The organism is Citrobacter sp. S46_ASV_140, assembly GCF_018919545.1.
Classification (GTDB): domain Bacteria; phylum Pseudomonadota; class Gammaproteobacteria; order Enterobacterales; family Enterobacteriaceae; genus Citrobacter; species Citrobacter braakii.
Genome location: NZ_JAHLRC010000081.1, coordinates 1 through 15,862 on the forward strand (window position 1 = coordinate 1; position 15,862 = coordinate 15,862).

At 52.2% G+C, this 15,862-nt stretch carries 15 protein-coding genes; 8 read left to right on the plus strand and 7 right to left on the minus strand.

The features are described from left to right. The 6 genes from gshB to metK all read right to left on the minus strand — a co-directional run. Positions 1–942 (minus strand): glutathione synthase (gshB, locus tag KQJ19_RS17340; protein WP_216403908.1); only part of this gene is annotated, 942 nt, incomplete at its 3' end. A 12-nt stretch (positions 943–954) separates the two neighbouring features. Next, positions 955–1,686 carry a 16S rRNA (uracil(1498)-N(3))-methyltransferase gene (gene rsmE, locus KQJ19_RS17345; RefSeq protein ID WP_141875632.1) on the minus strand — a complete coding sequence of 244 codons (732 nt, stop codon included), beginning with the start codon at positions 1,684–1,686 and terminating at the stop codon, positions 955–957. 75 nt (positions 1,687–1,761) lie between these two features. After that, positions 1,762–2,469: a deoxyribonuclease I gene (gene endA / locus KQJ19_RS17350; RefSeq protein WP_016154392.1), complete on the minus strand. Its 708-nt coding sequence runs from the start codon at positions 2,467–2,469 to the stop codon at positions 1,762–1,764. Positions 2,470–2,563: 94 nt separating this feature from the next. Further along, positions 2,564–3,061, minus strand: a complete 498-nt coding sequence (locus KQJ19_RS17355) for a SprT family zinc-dependent metalloprotease (protein ID WP_016154391.1) — start codon at positions 3,059–3,061, stop codon at positions 2,564–2,566. A gap of 77 nt (positions 3,062–3,138) precedes the next feature. Further along, positions 3,139–4,533 (minus strand): galactose/proton symporter, encoded by a 1,395-nt coding sequence (gene galP / locus KQJ19_RS17360; RefSeq protein WP_016154390.1) that lies wholly within the window; start codon positions 4,531–4,533, stop codon positions 3,139–3,141. A 398-nt stretch (positions 4,534–4,931) separates the two neighbouring features. Then, the gene (metK, locus tag KQJ19_RS17365) at positions 4,932–6,086 is read right to left on the minus strand and encodes a methionine adenosyltransferase (RefSeq protein ID WP_003027071.1); all 1,155 of its coding nucleotides are present in this window, start codon (positions 6,084–6,086) and stop codon (positions 4,932–4,934) included. Positions 6,087–6,625: 539 nt separating this feature from the next. Between metK and KQJ19_RS24215 the strand changes: the two genes are divergently transcribed. The 5 genes from KQJ19_RS24215 to speB all read left to right on the plus strand — a co-directional run bounded on the left by KQJ19_RS24215 (position 6,626) and on the right by speB (position 10,908). Continuing rightward, complete coding sequence (locus KQJ19_RS24215; RefSeq protein WP_269149342.1) at positions 6,626–6,763, plus strand: hypothetical protein; 138 nt, start codon at positions 6,626–6,628, stop codon at positions 6,761–6,763. 91 nt (positions 6,764–6,854) lie between these two features. Then, complete coding sequence (yqgB, locus tag KQJ19_RS17375) at positions 6,855–6,986, plus strand: acid stress response protein YqgB (RefSeq protein ID WP_049041971.1); 132 nt, start codon at positions 6,855–6,857, stop codon at positions 6,984–6,986. A gap of 8 nt (positions 6,987–6,994) precedes the next feature. Next, positions 6,995–8,971 (plus strand): biosynthetic arginine decarboxylase, encoded by a 1,977-nt coding sequence (speA, locus tag KQJ19_RS17380; protein WP_016154389.1) that lies wholly within the window; start codon positions 6,995–6,997, stop codon positions 8,969–8,971. Positions 8,972–9,123: 152 nt separating this feature from the next. Next, complete coding sequence (locus KQJ19_RS17385; protein WP_047499291.1) at positions 9,124–9,855, plus strand: hypothetical protein; 732 nt, start codon at positions 9,124–9,126, stop codon at positions 9,853–9,855. 132 nt (positions 9,856–9,987) lie between these two features. Further along, a complete protein-coding gene (speB, locus tag KQJ19_RS17390; protein ID WP_216403909.1) occupies positions 9,988–10,908 on the plus strand; it encodes an agmatinase in 921 nt (306 codons plus the stop codon). A 111-nt stretch (positions 10,909–11,019) separates the two neighbouring features. Here the strand turns inward: speB and KQJ19_RS17395 are convergent, their stop codons facing one another. Then, complete coding sequence (locus KQJ19_RS17395; RefSeq protein WP_016154387.1) at positions 11,020–11,778, minus strand: M48 family metallopeptidase; 759 nt, start codon at positions 11,776–11,778, stop codon at positions 11,020–11,022. Between the two features lie 279 nt (positions 11,779–12,057). Between KQJ19_RS17395 and tkt the strand changes: the two genes are divergently transcribed. The 3 genes from tkt to KQJ19_RS17410 form a co-directional block, all read left to right on the plus strand. Next, positions 12,058–14,049 carry a transketolase gene (gene tkt / locus KQJ19_RS17400; protein ID WP_016154386.1) on the plus strand — a complete coding sequence of 664 codons (1,992 nt, stop codon included), beginning with the start codon at positions 12,058–12,060 and terminating at the stop codon, positions 14,047–14,049. A gap of 316 nt (positions 14,050–14,365) precedes the next feature. After that, on the plus strand, positions 14,366–14,809 hold the full coding sequence (cmtB, locus tag KQJ19_RS17405) for a PTS mannitol transporter subunit IIA (RefSeq protein WP_047499293.1): 444 nt from the start codon (positions 14,366–14,368) through the stop codon (positions 14,807–14,809). A gap of 27 nt (positions 14,810–14,836) precedes the next feature. Beyond that, positions 14,837–15,862 (plus strand): PTS mannitol transporter subunit IICB (locus tag KQJ19_RS17410; protein WP_216403910.1); only part of this gene is annotated, 1,026 nt, incomplete at its 3' end.

Sequence of the window (15,862 nt, forward strand, 5' to 3'; positions counted from 1 at the left end):
CTGCAAACGTGCCTCGATGGCGTCCATCAGCATACCGGTAATCGAAACCGGGAACTCCGCTTCAATTTCACGAATACAGGTTGGGCTGGTGACGTTAATTTCCGTCAGACGGTCGCCAATGATATCCAGACCGACAAAAATCAAACCTTTTGCTTTCAGCGTTGGCCCAATGCGACGTGCAATTTCCCAGTCGCTGTCGGTTAATGGACGCGGCTCGCCACGACCGCCGGCTGCCAGGTTGCCACGGGTTTCGCCGCCTTGTGGAATACGCGCCAGGCAGTACGGAACGGGTTCGCCATCGACCACCAGCACGCGTTTATCGCCGTCTTTAATTGCCGGCAGATAGTTCTGCGCCATGCAATAACGGGTACCGTGCTCGGTCAGTGTTTCGGCAATAACGCCAAGGTTCGGATCGCCTTCCTTGACGCGGAAAATAGATGCGCCGCCCATGCCGTCCAGCGGTTTGAGAATGATGTCGCTGTGTTTTTGCCAGAAGGCTTTCAGCTGCGCTTTGTTACGCGTGACCAGCGTTTCCGGCGTCAGGTCGGCAAACCATGCGGTGAACAGCTTCTCGTTACAATCGCGCAGGCTCTGCGGTTTGTTGACGATTAGCGTCCCTTTCTCCTCTGCACGTTCCAGAATATAGGTTGCGTAGATGAACTCGGTATCAAACGGCGGATCCTTACGCATCAGAATGACGTCCAGATCTGCCAGCGGGAGATCCTGCTCGCTATTGAACTCATACCATTTGTCGTAGTTCTGCTCTACGCTCAGGGTACGCGTACGGGCGCGGGCTTCACCGTTGATCAGATAGAGATCGGCCATTTCCATATAATGAATTTCGTAACCGCGACGTTGCGCTTCCAGCAGCATAGCGAAGCTGGAATCTTTCTTGATGTTGATGCTTGCGATGGGATCCATCACGATGCCGAGCTTGATCATTGTTCTTCTCCGTTAGCCCAGATCGCCAAAACGCACCTGTAGCGCGGTGATGGCGGTGAGCGCAGTTGTCTCAGTACGCAGAACGCGAGGTCCTAACAGAATATCAGTAAACTGATACCGTGCGGTCATGGCAATTTCATCTGCCGACAGCCCACCTTCGGGGCCAATCAGCAAGCGGATGCGTTCCACCGGGAGCGGCAGCGTATTGATGCTGGCGCTGGCGCGGGGATGCAGGTTCAGTTTCAGACCTTCATCCTGTTCGGCGCACCACGCTTCCAGATCCATCGCCGGGCGAATTTCAGGCACCCGATTACGACCGCACTGTTCGCAGGCGGCAATGGCGATTTTCTGCCACTGCTGGAGCTTCTTGTTCAGGCGTTCGCTGTCCAGTTTAACGCCGCAGCGCTCAGAAAAAAGTGGCGTAATGAGGCTTACACCCAGTTCAATCGATTTTTGGATAGTAAATTCCATTTTTTCACCCCGCGACATCACCTGGCCCAGGTGGATGTGCAGCGGCGATTCTCGATCGTCGAGTTCAGCGTTAAGCACCTTCACGTCTACGCTTTTCTTACTGGCGTGGGTGATTTCGGCGTTGAATACCTGATTGCTGCCATCAAACAGCTGTAGCGCCTGGCCTGGCCCCATACGCAGCACGCGGCCGATATGGTTGGCAGCGTCTTCACACAGTGAAATTTGGCTGCCGGAAGTGAGTGGCTCAGGGTGATAAATGCGAGGAATGCGCATAGTTAAACATCCGCGTCATGGCCCTGGGCTGCAAAAGGCCAGGGCATGGTTAAAAAATATTGCTGCTAGTGTAGGTTAGCTCTTTTGCGCCTGGCAAGCGCGTTGCACATAGGGGTTATGGTTCCCCTGTACCTTTGCAATGCGTTCGTCGCGCTCACACTCCCAATCGGTGACCGGATACTGCTTATTCCAGGCATTAAAAAGCTGAGTTTGCTGGCGGGAGAGCGTCAGGTTGTATTGGTCGCGCATGTAAAAATAGGTACGCGCGATGGCGCCACGGGCGCGGGCTGGCGGCTCGGCAACTTTCTCTTTGAAGTCAACCTTCATGGTGCATTGTCCATATTGGCCTTCGCCACCGTTCCACTGGCTGTACATAAAGTTTGCGCGATCGCCATTGACCTCACCCACCGCGGGCTGCAGGTTATGCATATCGCTTTCCATTTTGCGATAGACCGGATCTTTAGCGCAGTTTTTACGCCCTCCGTCCTGCCAGCACTGGCGCTGATGACCAAATTGCCAGGCGGGGACCACGTGTTCCCATTCAATTCGACTGGCGCGGTTTTCATTTTTTCGCACTTTATAGCCGCAGGATTCGAGGTCAACGACCCCTTTTTTTCCTTGCCAGTTAATTTTACATCCGCAATAGAAATCGCCTGGCGCATCGGCGTTAACTTTAACGCCTGCTGCTTTTGCCTGAGAAAAACTGTTGATGCCTTCGGCTAAAACCGAGCCTGAAAACGCAGCGGCTAACAAGGCCGCAGCAAAAGAAAGATTACGGTACATCACGAACTCCGTGTCAAAACGAGCCCGCAACGTAGCGAAAGTCATTCCTGTATGCAATCAGTTAGATCAGAAAAGTTCCTGATAATTCTGAAGATTATTCTGCAACCAGCGGTTGACCGCAGTGAACGCAGCGGTAGGTGGCTTCGCCGCGTACAACGCGGTTATGGCGGCGGACGGTCAGTTGGTGCTCCTGACACTTACAGCGGTATGTAAAGGTCTTACGCTGCACGGATTGCAGCTCAAACTGATGCGTGCGCCGGGCCGGTACGCCCAGCACGCTCTCCATCATCCATTTCCACTCTTTCCCGTGCGGCGGTACGCGGCCAAAGTGTTTCCACACCAGTAGATGCGCCAGTTCATGGGGCACCACTTCGTTAACGAACGCGTCAACATTCTCCATCAGCAAAACTGGATTAAGACGAATTTCGTAGGTTTGTAGCCACGCGGTACCCGCGGCGGTTCCGCGCTGTTGGTAAACCAGCTTTGGTTCCGGGTATTGGCGTTCGAGCTTGAGATTGGCCTGAGCGAGTTTTTCCCGCAGGCTGCGCATAACGGCTTGCTGGATGGCGATCGGGAGACGGGAGGTTTTCATAACGCCAGAGGATAGTGCGACAGGGAAGGGACTGCAAGAGGAAGGCTCCCTCCCACGGGGGAGGAAGCCTAACGAGATTAGTCGTGTGCGCCAATTTCGCGCAGTTTACGACCTTTCATCAGGTTACGTTCAATGTGTTCCAGAGAGACGTTTTTAGTTTCAGGGATCAGCCACAGGGTCAGGAAGATGAACAGTACGTTCAGGCCACCGTAGACCCAGAAGGTGTTGGCGCTGCCCAGCGAGTTCAGCATCGTCAGGAAGGTTGCGCCGACAATCATGTTGGCAATCCAGTTAGTTGCGGTAGAGCAGGTGATGCCGAAATCGCGGCCTTTCAGCGGCTGGATTTCAGAGCACAGTACCCAAATCAGCGGACCGGCGCTCATCGCAAAGCCAACGATAAACATTAGCAGCATCAGCACTGCGAAGTATTGTGCGGCTGGCGAGTGAATACCCACGTGCATCATGGTACCCAGCACGCCCATACCGACGGCCATGACGATAAAGCCGAGGATCAGCGTAGGTTTACGGCCCCAGCGGTCAACCAGGCCAATGGCGATAAAGGTTGCCAGCACGTTGGTCAGACCGACAATAACGGTCCCCCACATCTGTTCGGTGGTGTTGGTGTAACCCGCCAGCTCAAAGATTTTTGGTGCGTAATACATAATGACGTTCATCCCGGTGAACTGCTGCATCACCTGTAACAGGACGCCAAGGAAAACTGCGCGGCGGAAGTTGCTGTTTTCTTTAAACAGCGCCCAGCCGCTCTGCTTCACTTGCAGGCTTTCACGAATTTCATCCAGCTCGCGTTTGGCTTCAGCGCTGGTGTCACGCAGACGCAACAGAACGCGTTCGGCATCGACAAAACGACGTTTAGCCGCAAACCAACGCGGGCTGTCCGGCAGGAAGATGACGCCAACCAGCAGTAACAGGGCAGGGATGATGATCACGCCCAGCATCCAGCGCCATGCGCCGCTGTAGCTAAACGCCGTATCGGAAAGATACGCACCTAAAATACCGATGGTGATCATTAACTGATACATAGAAATCATGCTGCCGCGAATTTTTTCCGGGGCGATTTCGGACAAGTACAACGGTGCGGTATAAGACGCAACGCCGACTGCCAGGCCGAGCAGCACGCGGGAAACCAGCAGCACTTCAACGTTTGGCGCTGCGGCGGAGAACAGCGAACCGGCAACAAACAGGATTGCGCCGATCATCAGGCTTTTTTTACGCCCCAGCTTGAAGGAGAGCCAACCGCTGCCGACGGCGCCCACTGCCGCACCAAACATCATGGAACTCACCACCCATTCCTGAGTGTGTGGGGTAATTTGGAACTCGTCGGTGATGAATGGTAAAGCACCGGCAATAACACCGATATCCAGGCCAAAAAGTAATCCAGCCAGGGCTGCCAGGAAGCAGACAAAAAATGTCATGGCTTTGTTGGAATGCCCCGTTTTTTTATTGTCAGGCATGATGCCCTCCGTTGGGTAGCTAGTTTTGTTGATGTTAAGGGTAGGTGAGTACGGGGTAAAAAAATGCGAATCACATCACATTAGTGTAATCGGTTACACTGGCATTCATGTGGATTATTGTTTAATGGGTTGAAAGTTAACATTATTTATTATTATAGAATAAAGGTGATTGGCTGATTTTAAGACAATGCTGAAATATGATGTAACAGTGATGCAATGCTGGTAACTAAGAGATGTGAATTCAAGGTAGATAGAAATACCGTGCTATGTAATCGCTTTCATTTGTTATTGAGGCAAATGAAATTAGCGTGGTTATAGCGATGGGGGATGGGAGAGCAAATGACATAAAAAAAGACCAGCACGAGGCTGGTCTTCATAAGCGTTGAGCCGTAGGGGTATTACTTCAGACCGGCAGCTTCACGCAGCAGGGCGGCTTTGTCGGTTTTTTCCCATGGGAAATGTTCGCGACCAAAGTGACCGTAAGCAGCGGTTTCTTTGTAAATCGGGTGCAGCAGATCCAGCATCTGAATCAGGCCATACGGGCGCAGGTCGAAGAACTCACGCACCAGCAGGGTCAGCTGCTCTGAAGGCACTTTTTCAGTACCGAACGTTTCCACCATGATAGAGGTCGGTTCAGCCACGCCGATTGCGTAGGAAACCTGAATCTCACAACGGTCAGCCAGGCCAGCGGCAACGATGTTTTTCGCTACGTAGCGGGCTGCATAAGCTGCGGAACGGTCAACTTTAGACGGATCCTTACCAGAGAATGCGCCGCCGCCGTGACGGGCCATGCCGCCGTAGGTATCAACGATGATTTTACGACCCGTCAGACCGCAGTCACCCATTGGACCGCCGATAACGAAACGACCAGTTGGGTTGATGAAGAACTTGGTTGAAGCTGTCAGCCATTCAGTCGGCAGTACCGGTTTGATGATCTCTTCCATAACGGCTTCTTGCAGCGATTTCTGATCGATATCTTCAGAGTGCTGAGTCGACAGAACAACCGCATCGATCCCGACGATTTTACCGTCGTCATACTGGAAGGTTACCTGGCTTTTTGCATCCGGGCGCAGCCAGGATAAGGTGCCGTTTTTACGCACTTCAGCCTGACGCTGCACCAGACGGTGAGCATAGGTAATCGGGGCTGGCATTAGCACGTCGGTTTCGTTGGTTGCATAACCAAACATCAGACCCTGGTCGCCTGCACCCTGTTCCAGCGGATCCGCACGGTCAACACCCTGGTTGATGTCCGGAGACTGTTTACCAATCGCGCTCAGTACCGCACAAGAGTTGGCATCAAAGCCCATGTCGGAATGCACATAGCCAATTTCGCGAACCGTGTTACGGGTGATCTCTTCGATATCAACCCATGCGCTGGTGGTGATCTCACCGCCAACTAAAACCATGCCGGTTTTGACGTAGGTTTCGCAGGCAACGCGTGCTTTCGGATCCTGCTCCAGGATTGCATCCAGCACGGCATCAGAGATTTGGTCAGCGATTTTGTCAGGATGCCCTTCTGATACGGACTCGGACGTAAAAAGGTGTTTTGCCATATTTAATTTCACCTAAGGAGAATGTAGTTAGCTCAAACTGTCGAGTGGAATAGCCATGTGTAGAAGATTCTACCATGAGTCTGCAGATGACGGACACTGGCAGTCTGAGTGTTAATCGGTATAGATGGATTAACATCTGGACGGCTATTTTAAGGCGGTTCTGCGCCTGATTTCCAGCTTTTTTTGATTGAGCTCGCATTGTACTGAAAATGTAACTGGAAATTTTTCCTGACGGTGCTGGCAATGCGCGTATTTATCTTTTGCTTTTTCGTACTGTTGTCGGTATAAAACGCGGCGCGCGGCTCATATCCGTCATACTTCAAGTTGCATGTGCGTTGGCAATACTCGCCCCAGTCACTTACTCCTGTAAGCGCCCGGGGAATCACTGCGTTGCCGCCTTCCCGCAACTCGATTTATTGAGGATAGACAAAAAAGCACACGACGTTTTCATCGTGTTGCCACTTCCAGCCGGGTTAAAACTTTAGCTTTGGCTTGTGGGTTCGTTCCGTCAGGAGCAACCGTGGAGGTGATACGAGATAATGAACCGTTGTATTCTGCTGAATCTGTCGCACCGTTCTGGTGTACATATGTCCCCCGCAATCTGCATCTTGCATACCTGCCGATGTTATACCCATCTCGGCGCTTCTCAGGACTCCAGGGCCGGCAACGGTCACTAAGAACTGAACAAGGGCGCTCTTGGTAAACAAGAGTTTTCTCGTGGTTTCGCCGAACCGTCAGCATTAAGTTCGGTTACGTGTTTACATTGATATGAAAAAGAAACCGGTCGCACAGTCGGAGCGTCAGCACTATCTGCTGGAAATTCTGCCTGTATTTGGGTTGTTATCGCGTCTTCGGATTGCGATAGTAGTCAACTGTTTTACACTTGTTAATAAAATTTGAGGTTCGCTATGTCTGACGACATTTCTTTGGGTTCGCCTTCGTCAGCAGGCGAACACGGTGTACTACGCTCCATGCAGGAGGTTGCAATGAGTTCCCAGGAAGCCAGCAAGATGCTGCGTACTTACAATATTGCCTGGTGGGGTAATAACTACTATGACGTCAATGAACTGGGCCACATCAGCGTGTGCCCGGATCCCGACGTACCAGAAGCGCGCGTTGACCTTGCTGAGTTGGTGAAAGCCCGTGAAGCGCAGGGCCAGCGTTTGCCTGCATTGTTCTGCTTCCCGCAGATCCTGCAACACCGTCTGCGTTCGATTAACGCCGCGTTTAAGCGCGCCCGTGAGTCTTACGGCTACAACGGTGACTATTTCCTCGTTTACCCGATCAAGGTTAACCAGCACCGTCGCGTGATTGAATCGCTGATCCACTCCGGCGAACCGCTGGGGCTGGAAGCCGGTTCTAAAGCTGAACTGATGGCCGTTCTGGCTCATGCCGGAATGACCCGCAGCGTGATCGTGTGTAACGGCTATAAAGACCGCGAATACATCCGCCTGGCGCTAATTGGCGAAAAGATGGGCCATAAGATCTATCTGGTCATCGAGAAGATGTCTGAAATCGCTATCGTGCTGGATGAAGCTGAACGACTGAATGTTGTTCCGCGTCTGGGCGTGCGTGCGCGTCTGGCGTCGCAGGGCTCCGGCAAATGGCAGTCCTCCGGCGGAGAGAAATCGAAATTCGGCCTGGCGGCAAACCAGGTGCTGCAACTGGTAGAAATGCTGCGCGAGCGCGGTCGTCTGGACAGTATTCAGTTGCTGCACTTCCACCTCGGCTCACAGATGGCGAACATTCGTGATATTGCCACCGGCGTACGTGAGTCGGCGCGTTTCTACGTTGAGCTGCACAAGCTTGGCGTAAATATCCAGTGCTTCGACGTGGGCGGTGGCCTGGGCGTGGACTACGAAGGTACCCGTTCGCAGTCTGACTGCTCCGTAAACTACGGCCTGAACGAATACGCGAACAACATCATCTGGGCGATTGGCGACGCCTGTGAAGAGCACGGTCTGCCGCACCCGACGGTAATTACCGAATCCGGTCGCGCTGTTACCGCGCATCATACCGTGCTGGTGTCTAATATTATCGGCGTTGAGCGTAGCGAGCATACCGAAGCAACGCCTCCGGCTGACGATGCGCCGCGTGCCCTGCAAAGCATGTGGGAAACCTGGCAAGAGATGCATGAGCCGGGAACCCGTCGTTCGCTGCGTGAATGGCTGCACGACAGCCAGATGGATCTGCACGATATTCACGTTGGGTACTCTTCAGGCACCTTTAGCCTGCAGGAACGCGCGTGGGCAGAACAGCTCTATCTGAACATGTGTCACGATGTGCAAAAACAACTCGACCCGAGCAACCGCGCGCACCGTCCGATTATCGACGAGTTGCAGGAGCGTATGGCGGATAAGATTTACGTCAACTTCTCGCTGTTCCAGTCGATGCCGGATGCGTGGGGGATCGATCAGCTGTTCCCGGTGATGCCGTTGGAAGGGCTGAACAAGGCTCCTGAGCGCCGTGCGGTGCTGCTGGATATCACCTGTGACTCTGATGGCGCTATCGACCACTATGTTGATGGTGACGGCATTGCGACCACCATGCCGATGCCGGAATACGACCCGGAGAACCCGCCGATGCTGGGCTTCTTTATGGTGGGTGCGTACCAGGAGATCCTTGGCAACATGCACAACCTGTTCGGTGATACTGAAGCGGTTGACGTGTTCGTCTTCCCTGACGGCAGCGTGGAAGTTGAGCTGTCTGACGAAGGGGATACCGTGGCGGATATGCTGCAGTATGTGCAGTTGGATCCGAACACCCTGCTAACGCAGTTCCGTGATCAAGTGAAAAACACCGATCTGGATACCGAGTTGCAGCAGCAGTTCCTCGAAGAGTTTGAGGCAGGTCTGTACGGATATACCTATCTCGAAGACGAGTAATTAAGATATATCTGCTTGAGAGCCGGCTTATTTATATAAACCGGCTCTTTTTTTATTAATGAAATCTGAAATATGGTGGCAACTCTTTCTTTTATCTTTTTAGAACTCTACTGTTGCCGATGTAATAACTCGGAAACAGAAAAGGAATCGAGATGAAGGGATTTAAGTGGAACGTGTTTTTTGCCGTAATTTTTTTACTTGCTGGTGGCTGTTCCGTGCCCGCATATTATAGCAGTGCACCTTCGCCAGGCGTGGGAACGGCCTGGGGCGGCGACGTGCACTCAACGGTAACGGGCGTATCTGTAGAACGTGCGGAGCGCGACCCTGCCGAAGTCATATTAATAAATTATTCTGCAAAGTATTCGACGGGTTACGATAGAGTATACAGCATACGCATTAGTGATTTGGAATATGCTGTTCGCGATGCTAATTTTAATTCTATCCCTATTACCCGTCTTTACAACTCCTCTGTTGGGCAATGGCAATATAGTCTTCCAGCCAGGGTGGGGACAAATTATCAATTGTATGTGCGCAATCACAGTCGAGATACGAACTATGAAATCGTCGCGACTGTAGATGGGCTTGATGTACTTAACGGCAAACCTGGTTCGCTGAATAACAGCGGTTATATTGTTAATGCGGGAGATTCGCTGGCAATCAAAGGGTTCAGAAAAGATAAGTATACTGAAGCCGAATTTCGGTTTTCTGATGTTTCTGACTCCTACGCCGCTAACTCTGCGCAGGGTGACAGGCGCAACATCGGAGTGATTGGTTTCGCCGCATTTGCTTTGCAGGGCCTGGTCGTTAAAACGCTCTCGCCTTGCTCTGCGCAGGCATTCCCGGCGGACAGTAATGGCTATGCCCCGCCGCCATGTCGTCAATAAAAGCGCTGCTTGAAGCGGGGAAGTTTTAAGGCGATAATTACACAAAATCTGTTTTAAAAAATCTAACCCTTCCTCGTCGGGCCTAACGACGCGGAAGGGTTTTTTTATACCGACGAATATGAGGTTTTTGCCATGAGCACCTTAGGTCATCAATACGACAACTCCCTGGTTTCTAACGCCTTTGGTTTTTTGCGTCTGCCGATGAGCTTCATGCCGTACGACAGCGACGCCGATTGGGTGATCACCGGCGTACCGTTTGATATGGCAACGTCTGGCCGCGCGGGCGGTCGTCATGGTCCGGCTGCGATCCGTCAGGTTTCCACTAACCTGGCGTGGGAACACAATCGCTTCCCGTGGAACTTCGATATGCGCGAGCGTCTGAACGTGGTGGACTGCGGCGATCTGGTTTATGCGTTCGGTGATGCCCGTGAAATGAGTGAAAAACTGCAGGCGCATGCTGAGAAGTTGCTTTCTGCCGGTAAGCGCATGCTCTCTTTCGGCGGTGACCACTTCGTCACGCTGCCGCTCCTGCGCGCGCACGCTAAACACTTTGGTAAAATGGCGCTGGTGCACTTTGATGCCCACACCGACACCTACGCTAACGGCTGTGAATTCGACCACGGTACCATGTTCTACACTGCGCCGAACGAAGGTCTGATCGATCCGAATCACTCTGTGCAGATCGGTATTCGTACCGAGTTCGACAAAGATAACGGCTTTACCGTGCTGGATGCTTGCCAGGTGAACGATCGCGGCGTAGATGACGTCATCGCCCAGGTTAAGCAGATTGTTGGTGATATGCCGGTGTATCTGACCTTTGATATCGACTGCCTCGATCCGGCGTTTGCTCCAGGAACCGGTACGCCCGTGATCGGCGGTCTGACTTCCGATCGCGCGATCAAGCTGGTACGTGGTCTGAAAGATCTGAATATCGTCGGGATGGATGTGGTGGAAGTGGCTCCGGCCTACGATCAGTCAGAGATCACCGCGCTGGCGGCGGCTACGCTGGCACTGGAAATGCTGTATATCCAGGCGGCGAAGAAAGGCGAATAACGGGTTTCGGACTATTTTGCCGGATGTCGCTGACGCTAGTCCGGCCTACATTATTGCTGAATTTGTAGGCCGGATAAGGCGTTCACGCCACCATCCGGCACTGTTCGAGGATTATTTTATCCCGTCTGCGCTCATGCGATCGCGAATGTGTTGCGCACGTTCTGCAGATGCCGGGTGATCGTCAAACATTGAGCTTTGGCGTCCTGCTTCCAGTTTAGCCAGTTTCTCAAAGCTGGTGGCCAGTCCTGCCGGATTGATCCCACGTTTGCGCAACAAATCATACGAGTAATCATCCGCTTCGGATTCCTGACGCTGGGAGAACTGCGAGTTCACCAGTTTCTCGCCAAGATCGCCCAATTGCGACTGCGACAGGCTGCCGACAATGCCGCCAGCGGAAGCCGCTGCTGCACGTACTGCGTTAGTGCCCAGCGCGACCTGCATGCCTTTTTTCACATGACCCAGCGCGACGTGGCCCATTTCGTGGCCGATCACCGCTTCGACTTCGTTATCGGTCATCATATCCATCAGGCCGCTGTACACGCGGATACAACCGTTCGCCATGGCAAAGGCATTCACATCTTTCGCCATATAGACTTTGTAGTTCACCGGCTGGCCGTTAATGTTGTCGCCAAGCGCGGCGGCGATTTTGCCAAGACGCGTTGCGTACTCGCTGCTGGCAGGGGCGATAGTAGCCTTGCTGTCCATATCTTTACAGGCCTGATCGCTCAGCGCTTTTACCTGAGTATCGCTCAGACTATAGGCCTGAAAAGCCTCTGCACCAGAAGAAAGCAGTCCGTTTGAGTCCATGTTCTGGCAGCCGGTCAATGCCGCCGCCATGCTCGTAGCAAGCAGTAAAGCGCGAATTTTCATTTTTTCTCTTCCGCACAAAGTCAGGATTATTCTAAAAAATGCGTCGTTTGCAGGTAAACCAACGCTCGGCCTAAGTATAAAGAAAAGAACATTCAGCGGGCGAGAAGATTGCGCAACTTGCGCGCATGATCCAGAGATTTCTGAAGCGGTAAAAGGATGCTCCATGTACATGACACGCGGCTTGGGTTACATTGTTGGCACTTTTTTCCGGCGTAGCCCAAAACGCGCTGTCGTCAAGTCGTTAAGGGCTCAGCCTTCATTATCCGATCTGGAGTCAAAATGTCCTCACGTAAAGAGCTTGCCAATGCTATTCGTGCGCTGAGCATGGACGCAGTACAGAAAGCCAAATCCGGTCACCCGGGTGCCCCGATGGGTATGGCTGACATTGCCGAAGTCCTGTGGCGTGATTTCCTGAACCACAACCCGACTAACCCGTCCTGGGCTGACCGTGACCGCTTCGTGCTGTCCAACGGCCACGGCTCCATGCTGATTTACAGCCTGCTGCACCTCACCGGCTACGATCTGCCGATGTCCGAGCTGCAGAACTTCCGTCAGCTGCATTCCAAAACGCCGGGTCACCCGGAAGTGGGTTACACCGCGGGTGTTGAAACCACTACCGGTCCTCTGGGTCAGGGCATTGCGAATGCTGTGGGTATGGCTATCGCCGAAAAAACGCTGGCGGCGCAGTTTAACCGTCCTGGTCACGACATCGTTGACCACTTCACCTATGCTTTCATGGGCGACGGCTGCATGATGGAAGGTATCTCTCACGAGGTATGTTCCCTGGCCGGTACGCTGAAGCTGGGTAAACTGGTAGCGTTCTACGATGACAACGGCATCTCTATCGATGGCCACGTTGAAGGCTGGTTCACCGATGACACCGCTAAGCGTTTCGAAGCTTACGGCTGGCACGTGGTTCGTGGCGTTGATGGTCACGATGCTGACGCGATTAAGCGCGCAGTTGAAGAAGCTCGCGCTGTGACCGACAAACCGTCCCTGCTGATGTGCAAAACCATCATCGGTTTCGGTTCCCCGAATAAAGCTGGTACCCACGACTCTCACGGTGCGCCGCTGGGTGATGCAGAAATCGCACTGACCCGCGAACAGCTGGGCTGGAAATACGCGCCGTTTGAAATTCCGTCTGAAATCTACGCGCAGTGGGATGCGAAAGAAGCAGGCCAGGCAAAAGAAGCTGCATGGAACGAGAAGTTCGCTGCTTATGCGAAAGCCTTCCCGCAGGAAGCCGCTGAATTCACCCGTCGTATGAAAGGTGAAATGCCGTCTGACTTCGACGCAAAAGCGAACGAGTTCATCGCTAAGCTGCAGGCTAACCCGGCGAAAATCGCCAGCCGTAAAGCGTCTCAGAACGCGATTGAAGCGTTTGGTCCTCTGCTGCCTGAATTCCTCGGCGGCTCCGCTGACCTGGCACCAAGTAACCTGACTCTGTGGTCTGGTTCTAAAGCTATCAACGAAGATACTGCCGGTAACTACATCCATTACGGTGTACGTGAATTCGGTATGACCGCTATCGCTAACGGTATCTCCCTGCACGGTGGCTTCCTGCCGTACACCTCCACCTTCCTGATGTTTGTGGAATATGCCCGTAACGCGGTGCGTATGGCTGCGCTGATGAAACAGCGTCAGGTGATGGTCTATACCCACGACTCCATCGGTCTGGGCGAAGATGGCCCGACTCACCAGCCGGTAGAGCAGGTAGCTTCGCTGCGCGTGACCCCGAACATGAGCACCTGGCGTCCGTGTGACCAGGTTGAATCTGCCGTTGCATGGAAATACGGAGTAGAGCGTCAGGACGGTCCGACCGCGCTGATCCTCTCCCGCCAGAACCTGGCACAGCAGGAACGTACCGAAGAGCAGCTGGCGAACATCGCGCGCGGTGGTTACGTGCTGAAAGATTGCGCCGGTCAGCCGGAACTGATCTTCATCGCTACCGGTTCTGAAGTTGAGCTGGCTGTGGCTGCCTGGGACAAACTGACCGCTGAAGGCGTTAAAGCGCGCGTGGTTTCCATGCCGTCTACCGACGCGTTCGACAAACAGGATGCCGCTTATCGCGAGTCCGTACTGCCGAAAGCTGTTTCCGCACGTGTTGCAGTGGAAGCGGGTATCGCAGACTACTGGTTCAAATACGTGGGCCTGAACGGCGCTATCGTTGGTATGACTACCTTTGGTGAGTCTGCACCGGCTGAGCTGCTGTTTGAAGAGTTTGGCTTCACTGTCGACAACGTTGTCGCGAAAGCAAAAGAACTGCTGTAATTTTGATTACAGGTGAAAACGGGTCGCTTATGCGGCCCGTTTTTTTAAAGTAAGTAAATTTATTTGGTCGCATGCAACTCGAAAATGTAGATTTGCATCACAAATATGATATTTAGCGATGTTTTATATTTGCAACTTGAATCACATTATTGCTGTTGATTTTTATATTTCTTTTCTCAATCTATTGTTTTTAAAGGCATCACCAAAAAACATTCTGCGCTGTATGTAGTTTTCTCCTCGATTGATTTCATTTCGCCGTGCGCGTATTTTATTTTTAACGCTAACTCGTACCCTAAAAATAAAATAAGGAAAATGTATGCGGCTGATTGATTACTTTCCCGAATCATCTATCTCAATAAAAAATTCAGCAAAGAACTGGCAGGAGGCAATTGACTTTTCTATGTCATCCTTACTTGCCAATCATTATGTCAATTCAAATTATATTCAGGCCATCAAAGACTCAACGATTAACAATGGTCCTTATTATATTTTAGCGCCAGGCGTCGCCATGCCGCACGCTCGACCGGAGTGTGGCGCGTTAAAAACCGGTATGTCATTAACGCTTCTCAAACAGGAAGTGAAATTTGCCGAAGACGATGAAGGCATCAGATTATTAATCGGATTGTCGGCGGCTAATGCTGATTCACACATTGGCGCTATTCAGGCCTTAAGCGAATTATTATGTGAAGAGGAAGCACTAACCGCTTTGTTAGCGGCTAAATCAGAAAAACAATTGGCGGATATTATCGCTCAAGCATAATTAACGGTTTCCTTTCAGGACATTATTATGGAAAACAAGTCTGCTCGTGCCAAAGTCCAGGCTTTTGGTGGGTTTTTGACTGCAATGGTCATTCCCAACATCGGCGCATTTATTGCCTGGGGTTTTATTACCGCATTATTTATTCCTACTGGTTGGATGCCGAATGAGCATTTCGCCAAAATTGTCGGTCCGATGATTACCTATTTACTGCCCGTCATGATTGGCTCCACTGGGGGACATCTGGTTGGCGGGAAACGCGGTGCGGTGATGGGGGGCATTGGTTCTATTGGCGTTATTGTGGGCGCGGATATCCCGATGTTCCTTGGCGCGATGGTAATGGGGCCGCTTGGCGGTTGGGTGATTAAGCATATCGACCGTCTGCTGGAAAAACGCATTCCTGCAGGCTTCGAGATGGTTATCAATAATTTTTCTCTTGGTATTGCGGGAATGCTCTTATGCTTGCTGGGGTTTGAAGTTATCGGCCCGGCGGTTCTCATTGCCAATAATTTCGTGAAGGAGTGTATTGAAGCGTTGGTTCATGCGGGCTATCTGCCGTTGCTATCCGTAATCAATGAGCCGGCAAAAATCCTCTTTCTGAACAATGCCATCGATCAGGGGGTGTATTATCCGCTGGGGATGCAGCAAGCTTCTGAAACGGGAAAATCAATTTTCTTCATGGTGGCATCTAACCCAGGGCCGGGATTAGGTTTGTTACTCGGCTTTGCTATCTTTGGCAAAGGGATGAGTAAAAAGTCTGCGCCAGGCGCCATGATTATCCACTTCCTCGGTGGTATTCATGAACTGTATTTCCCGTATGTGCTGATGAAGCCTCTGACCCTGATCGCGATGATTGCCGGGGGAATGACCGGGACGTGGGTATTCCACCTGCTGGACGGTGGGTTAGTTGCGGGGCCAAGCCCAGGATCTATATTCGCCTATCTGGCATTAACGCCGAAAGGTTCTTTCCTCGCGACCATTGCAGGAGTCACCGCGGGAACCGTTGTTACTTTTGTTATTACCTCTGTCATCCTGAAAATGGAAAAGAACGTTGAA